Below are 6,611 nucleotides of genomic sequence, written 5' to 3'. Positions count from 1 at the left end.
ATACCCATCGCAACCTCCTCATCGAGTGTTGCGGCGACCGATTGAATCCGCCGGATGCCTCGGCTGAACCTGTGGTGACTGCCGCCTGCTTTTTTTCTGCAGGCGGGCCATGGGCGAGGCCAGCGCCCGGCATTCCCTGCGCCCTCTGCTCGAGCCGAGGGCGACCTTGCCGACATCACTCGGGCGAATGACGCCGCGAGATCGACGTCGCATGCCCTCATGAGGTCGACATGTCTCTGAAGCGGGCCGCCGGCATTGTCGCAGTGCGGCTTCGCGCGGGAACCAAATTCCTGAGCCGCGGTTGAACTCATGCAGGAGGAGCCACATGCGCCGTCCCAAAATCCAGCCCATCCGTAACAAGCTCGATCTCACCGACAAGGTCCAGGTCCGCATCGTCACGCGCCGGCTGCGCGTCACCCAGGCCGAACTGGCCGAGATCGTCGGCCGCATCGGCAACTCCATCGCCTCCATTTCGAAGGAGGTCCATCTCCAGCGGACCAAGGGGTCGGTGCCGGCCGATGTGCCGTCCGCCGAGGTCATCGCGTCCGTGGCCGCAACGGAGACCGTTGCCGCCGAGACCATTGCAACATCCGAAACGCACTAGACCACGCAACCGGGCAGGGGGCAGCCATGGATCAACTCACTGACAGGGCGGACGCCCTGACGCAGGCCGCTTTCAGTTTGCGCAAGGCCAAGATCAGCGAAGGGCGGCCGTTTCCGCTGGGCGCGACCTGGGATGGCCTCGGTGTGAACTTTGCGATCTTTTCCGCGCACGCCACCAAGGTGGAGCTGTGCCTGTTCGACGAGCGGGGGGAGACCGAGCTCGAGCGCATCGAACTGCCGGAGTATACCGACGAGGTCTGGCACGGTTATCTGCCGACCGCGCGTCCCGGCACCGTCTATGGCTATCGGGTGCACGGACCGTATGAGCCCGACGCGGGTCACCGCTTCAATCCTAATAAGCTCGTGATCGACCCCTATGCCAAGCAGCTCGTCGGGCAACTGCGTTGGGGCCCGGAGCTGTTCGGTTATCAGCTCGACCACGCCGACAAGGATCTCTCCTTCGACGATCGCGACAGCGCGCCGCTGATGTTGAAGTGCCGCGTCATCGATCCCGCCTTCACCTGGGGCACCGCGCGCAAGCCGGAAATCCCGTGGGAGCGGACCATCTTCTACGAGATGCATGTCAAGGGGTTCACCAAGCTGCATCCGCTGGTGCCGGAGGCCGACCGCGGCACCTTCGCCGGTCTCGCGCATCACGACATTCCCGCGTACCTGCGTTCGCTCGGCATCACCTCGGCCGAGCTGCTGCCGATCCACGCCTTCATCGACGACAGCTATCTGGTCGACAAGGGCTTGCGCAACTACTGGGGCTATAACTCGATCGCCTTCTTCGCGCCCGAGCCGCGCTATTTGAAGACGCCGTTCGCGACCGAATTCAAGACCATGGTCAACCAGTTTCACGCCAACGGCATCGAGGTCATCCTCGACGTGGTCTACAACCACACCGCCGAAGGCAACGAGCTCGGCCCAACCCTGTCCTTCAAGGGCATCGACAACGCCAGCTACTACCGGCTGCTGCCGGACCAGAAGCGCTACTACATCAACGACACCGGGACCGGGAACACCGTGAACCTGTCGCACCAGCGCGTCCTCCAGCTCGTCGCCGACTCGCTGCGCTATTGGGCGACGGAGATGCGCGTCGACGGCTTCCGCTTCGACCTTGCGACGATCCTCGCGCGCGAGCCCTATGGCTTCGACGAGGGCGGCGGTTTTCTCGATGCCTGCCGTCAGGACCCGGTGCTGTCGGGCGTGAAGCTGATCGCCGAGCCCTGGGACATCGGCCCGGGCGGCTATCAGGTCGGCCAGTTTCCTCCGGGCTGGGCCGAGTGGAACGACAAGTTCCGCGACACCACGCGCGCGTTCTGGAAGGGCGATGGCGGCACGATCGCAGACTTCGCCAAGCGCATCTCCGGCTCGGGCGATCTGTTCAACAAGCGCGGCCGCCGTCCGTGGGCGAGCGTCAATTTCATCACCGCGCATGACGGCTTCAATCTCAACGACCTCGTCTCCTACAACGACAAGCACAATGAGGCGAACGGCGAGGACAATCGCGACGGCCACAGCAACAACCATTCCTGGAATTGCGGCGTCGAGGGGCCGACTGACGATGCCGAGATCACGGCGTTGCGCGAACGCCAGAAGCGCAACATGCTGGCGACGATGCTGCTGTCGCACGGCACGCCGATGCTGCTCGCCGGCGATGAGTTCGGGCACACCCAGCACGGTAACAACAACGCCTATGCGCAGGACAACGAGATCAGCTGGCTCGACTGGATGGGCATCACCTCGCCGGGGCGGCAGCTGCGCGAGTTCACGCGCAAGCTGATCGCGGTGCGCAAGGCGTTTCCGATCCTGTATCGCTCGCGCTTCCTGGTCGGCTCGCTCAACGAGGAGCTCGACGTCAAGGACGTCACCTGGCTCGATCCGTCCGGCGAGGAGATGGCGACGGAGCAATGGACCGACGGTCACGCGCGCTGCTTCGGCATGCTGCTCGACGGCCGCGCCCAGGAAACCGGCGTCAAGCGGCGCGGTTCGGATGCGACGCTTCTCTTGATCTACAATGCGCATTTCGACGTGGTGAACTTCACCTTGCCGTCCGTGCCCGAGGGACACAACTGGCTGGCGCTGATCGACACCAACCAGCCCGATGCGCAGGTGCAGTCGCTGCCGTTCGGCCATGTCTACGAGGTCACCGGCCGATCGATGGTTGCGCTCGGCCTGTCCTCGGAGCAGCAGCCGATGCGCGGCCTCCGCCACGGCCTCGGCGCGCTGCTGGACATCGCGGAGACGCCGCTGGGGTAGGGTGTTTAGGGGATCGGGTTGAGTTGTGCGTTGGGGCAGTGGAGCCTGCGACGGTCCTTCGTGACGCGCGCCACATGGCGCGCTCCTCAGGACGAGGTTCGTGGGCGTGGCAACACTATGTACCCTCATGGTGAGGAGCGCGCCCCTTGGCGCGCGTCTCGAACTATGAGGCCGATCTGCCGCGGCATCATCCGCTCCCGGCTGACAGCGAAGCCTCACGCCCCCCGGGCGTACTTCGCCAGCCGCGCGTCCAGCACCCCCAGCATCGCCTCCCGCGCCGGGTCGCGCGAGCCGCGCAACCACGCCGCGGCCAGTGGCAGCCGTCCCGCGCCGCTGCCGCGCCTCACGCGCAACGGCACGAAGCGCACCCCGGACACCGCGAGCCGCGACGTCCAGCGTGGCACGATCGCGATGCCGAGCCGGGCGGCGACGAGATGCACGATGGTCTGCTTCTCGTCGGCGACCTGCGCCACCTCGGGCGTCAGCCCGGCCTGCGCGAACAGCTTCATCGTGAGATCGTGGCTGTGCGGCCGCGACCGCCGGTCCGGCACGATCAGCGGCTGGTCGGCGATGTCCGTCAGCGACACCGATGCACGCCCGGCCAGCCGGTGCCGCTGCGGCAGCGCCACCACGGCGCTCTCGCTGAGCAGCGCCCGGAATTCGAGCCTGCTGTCGCTGCGCTCCGGCGGCCTGACGAAAGCAAGGTCGAGCGCGCCCGACAGAACCTTCGGCAGCAGCCGGATGGTCTTCTCCTCCGCGATCTGCACCGCGATCTCGGGATGCGCGTCCCTGAAATCATGCAGCAATTGCGGCAGCAGGCCCGCAGCCGCACTATCGATGGCCCCGACGCGCAATTTCTGCGTCCTGCCGCCGCGCGCCCGGCGGCGAAACGCCGTCTCCACCGCCTCGACTTTCGCCAGGATGCCGCGCGCGTCGCGCAGCAGGGCGCTGCCATGCTCGGTCAGCGCCACCGCGCGTGTGGTGCGGGTGAACAGCCGGGTCGCGAGGTCGTCCTCCAATAGCTTGATCTGCCGACCCAGCGCCGAGGGCAGCATCTGCAGCCGCTGCGCCGCCTTGCCGAAATGCAGCTCCTCGGCGGCGGCGACGAAACAGCGGAGCTGGTACAATTCCATGAGCGCGGGTCCTGTGCGGCATCCGGGATTATATCATTTTTTTGTATAATGATGCGAGCATTGAAGCCATCCCATGCGCTCCTCTACCGTTCTCCGATCAAAGCAAGACGGATCAGGGAAGTGACGATGTCGGGAGAGCTGGAAGCGCGCGTGCTGCGCAAGATCACGATCCGCATCGTTCCCTTCATCATGGTGCTCTACTTCGTGGCCTTCATCGATCGCGTGAATGTCGGCTTCGCGGCGCTGACCATGAACAAGGACATCGGCCTGTCAGCCTCGGCCTACGGCTTCGGCGCCGGGATCTTCTTCTGGGGCTATTTCCTGTTCGAGGTTCCCTCCAACCTCGCCCTCGACAAGTTCGGCGCAAGGATCTGGATCGCGCGGGTGATGATCACCTGGGGTCTCGTGTCCGGCGCGATGGCCTTCGTCCAGGGCCCGATGAGCTTCTATGTGCTCCGTTTCCTGCTCGGCGCCGCCGAGGCCGGCTTCTTCCCGGGCATCATCCTCTATCTCTCGTACTGGTTTCCCGCGCGGCAGCGCGCCGCCGTGACGGCGCTGTTCATGGCGGCGGCGCCGCTGTCGACCGTGCTGGGATCGCCGGTGTCCGGCGCGCTGCTGGAGATGGACGGCATTCTCGGCTTCAAGGGCTGGCAGTGGCTGTTCCTGATCGAGGCGCTGCCGGCGGTGCTGCTCGGCTTCGTCGTGCTCGGCTACATGACCGACCGTCCCGAGCAGGCGCGCTGGCTCGCCGACGACGAGCGCGACTGGCTGGTGCGCACCATGACGGCCGAATTGGCCAGCAAGGCCGCCACGGCCAGTCACAGCATCTGGCGCGGTCTTGCCGACATCCGCGTGCTGGCGCTCGCGCTCGTCTATTTCGGCACCTCTGCCGGCCTCTACACGCTCGGCGTCTGGGCGCCGCAGATCATCAAGCAGTTCGGCCTGTCGTCGTTCGCGGTCGGCTGCTTGAACGCCGTGCCGCCGACGGTCGCGGTGGTCGTCATGATCCTGTGGGCGCGGCATTCCGACCGTACGGCCGAGCGCACCTGGCACGTCGTGCTCGCCTGTCTGGTCGCGGCCGTCGGCCTTTGGCTGGCAGGATTGTCCACCAGCGTCGCCGCCGTCCTTGCCGCGCTTACCCTCGTCAATGTCGGCATTTCCTCGTCGAAGCCGCCGCTGTGGAGCATGCCGACGATGTTCCTGTCCGGCTCGGCCGCGGCGGCGGGGATTGCCACCATCAACTCGATCGGCAATCTCGGCGGCTTCGTCGGGCCGGCCATGATCGGCTGGATCAAGGACCAGACCGGCAGCTTCGACGGCGGGCTCTATTTCGTCGCCGGCCTGCTGGTGGTCTCGGCGGTGCTGACATTGTTGCTCGCGCGATCACAACATGCGAAGGCCGAAGCGGCCACGCAGTCCTGACCCCTCACACGGAGCTCTTCACATGCGCACCCATTCCATCGCCGCCATCCCCGCCGACGGCATCGGCCCGGAGGTCATCTCCGCCGGCGTCCGCGTGCTCGAAGCGCTCGCCAAGCGAGCGGGCGACATCAGCTTCAACGTCAAGACCTTCGACTGGGGCTCGGACTACTACAAGAGGCACGGCGTGATGATGCCGGCCGACGGCCTCGCCGAGTTGAAGACGTTCGACGCGATCTATTTCGGCGCGGTCGGCGCGCCCGATGTTCCCGACCACATCACGCTGTGGGGCCTGCGACTGCCGATCTGCCAGGGCTTCGATCAATACGCCAATGTGCGCCCGACCAAGATCCTCCCCGGCGTGGCCTCGCCGCTGCGCAATGTCGGCGTCGGCGATCTCGACTGGGTGATCGTGCGCGAGAACTCCGAAGGCGAATATGCCGGGATGGGCGGCCGCGCCCATCGCGGCCTGCCCGAGGAGGTCGGCACCGAAGTCGCGGTCTTCACCCGTGTCGGCGTCACGCGCATCATGCGCTACGCGTTCAAGCTGGCGCAGTCGCGGCCGCGCAAATTCTTGACCGTGGTCACCAAGTCCAACGCGCAGCGCCACGGCATGGTGATGTGGGACGAGATCGCGGCGGAAGTCGCGCGTGAATTCCCTGATGTGACCTGGGACAAGATGCTGGTCGATGCGATGACCGTGCGCATGACGCTGCAGCCGAAGAGCCTCGACACGATCGTCGCGACCAATCTGCACGCGGACATCCTGTCCGATCTGGCGGGCGCGCTTGCCGGCAGCCTCGGCGTCGCGCCGACCGGCAACATCGATCCGGAGCGGCGCTTCCCGTCGATGTTCGAGCCGATCCACGGTTCGGCCTTCGACATCACCGGCAAGGGCATCGCCAATCCCGTCGCGACGTTCTGGACGGCTGCGCAGATGCTCGACCATCTCGGCGAGACCGAGGCTGCCATCAGGCTGATGTCCGCGGTGGAGAAGGTGTGTGCGGCCGGCATTCTCACGCCGGATGTGGGCGGCAAGGCGACCACCAAGGAGGTGACCGACGCCGTCATCGACGCGATCCACGGCTCGAATGTCTGACGCGTGCCTTTCTCCCGTACAATCTCGGCGTGTTCGGGGTTGCGCTTGCAATGGACGCCGTGAGCGGTATATCAGCCGCTTCCGCTGCGTCCACG

At 66.0% G+C, this 6,611-nt stretch carries 5 protein-coding genes; 4 read left to right on the top strand and 1 reads right to left on the bottom strand.

The genetic code is table 11. From position 1 onward, the window contains the following. The first annotated feature begins 325 nt into the window (after positions 1-325). Entirely contained in the window at positions 326-604 is a 279-nt protein-coding gene (locus NLR35_RS32545; protein WP_257170638.1) for a DUF3606 domain-containing protein, read from the top strand. 26 nt (positions 605-630) lie between these two features. Beyond that, entirely contained in the window at positions 631-2,865 is a 2,235-nt protein-coding gene (glgX, locus tag NLR35_RS32540) for a glycogen debranching protein GlgX (RefSeq protein ID WP_257170637.1), read from the top strand. A gap of 215 nt (positions 2,866-3,080) precedes the next feature. On the opposite strand, the gene NLR35_RS32535 is transcribed toward glgX, so the two are convergent. Next, entirely contained in the window at positions 3,081-3,998 is a 918-nt protein-coding gene (locus NLR35_RS32535) for a LysR family transcriptional regulator (protein WP_257170635.1), read from the bottom strand. A 126-nt stretch (positions 3,999-4,124) separates the two neighbouring features. Between NLR35_RS32535 and NLR35_RS32530 the strand changes: the two genes are divergently transcribed. Continuing rightward, positions 4,125-5,420 carry an MFS transporter gene (locus NLR35_RS32530; RefSeq protein ID WP_257170634.1) on the top strand — a complete coding sequence of 432 codons (1,296 nt, stop codon included), beginning with the start codon at positions 4,125-4,127 and terminating at the stop codon, positions 5,418-5,420. Between the two features lie 22 nt (positions 5,421-5,442). Next, positions 5,443-6,516: a tartrate dehydrogenase gene (locus NLR35_RS32525; RefSeq protein ID WP_257170633.1), complete on the top strand. Its 1,074-nt coding sequence runs from the start codon at positions 5,443-5,445 to the stop codon at positions 6,514-6,516. The last annotated feature ends 95 nt before the right edge of the window (positions 6,517-6,611 follow it).

It is taken from the genome of Bradyrhizobium sp. SRS-191, from assembly GCF_024586915.1.
Taxonomy (GTDB): domain Bacteria; phylum Pseudomonadota; class Alphaproteobacteria; order Rhizobiales; family Xanthobacteraceae; genus Bradyrhizobium.
The sequence above is the reverse complement of the archived record's forward strand: the minus strand, read 5'-3'. Positions and strand labels throughout refer to the sequence as shown.

Bases quoted from the DNA above. Each gene is read 5' to 3' on its own strand.
- NLR35_RS32525 (WP_257170633.1), top strand. From the start codon at position 5,443: ATGCGCACCCATTCCATCGCCGCCATCCCCGCCGACGGCATCGGCCCG.
- glgX (WP_257170637.1), top strand. From the start codon at position 631: ATGGATCAACTCACTGACAGGGCGGACGCCCTGACGCAGGCCGCTTTC.
- NLR35_RS32530 (WP_257170634.1), top strand. From the start codon at position 4,125: ATGTCGGGAGAGCTGGAAGCGCGCGTGCTGCGCAAGATCACGATCCGC.
- NLR35_RS32545 (WP_257170638.1), top strand. From the start codon at position 326: ATGCGCCGTCCCAAAATCCAGCCCATCCGTAACAAGCTCGATCTCACC.
- NLR35_RS32535 (WP_257170635.1), bottom strand. From the start codon at position 3,998: ATGGAATTGTACCAGCTCCGCTGTTTCGTCGCCGCCGCCGAGGAGCTG.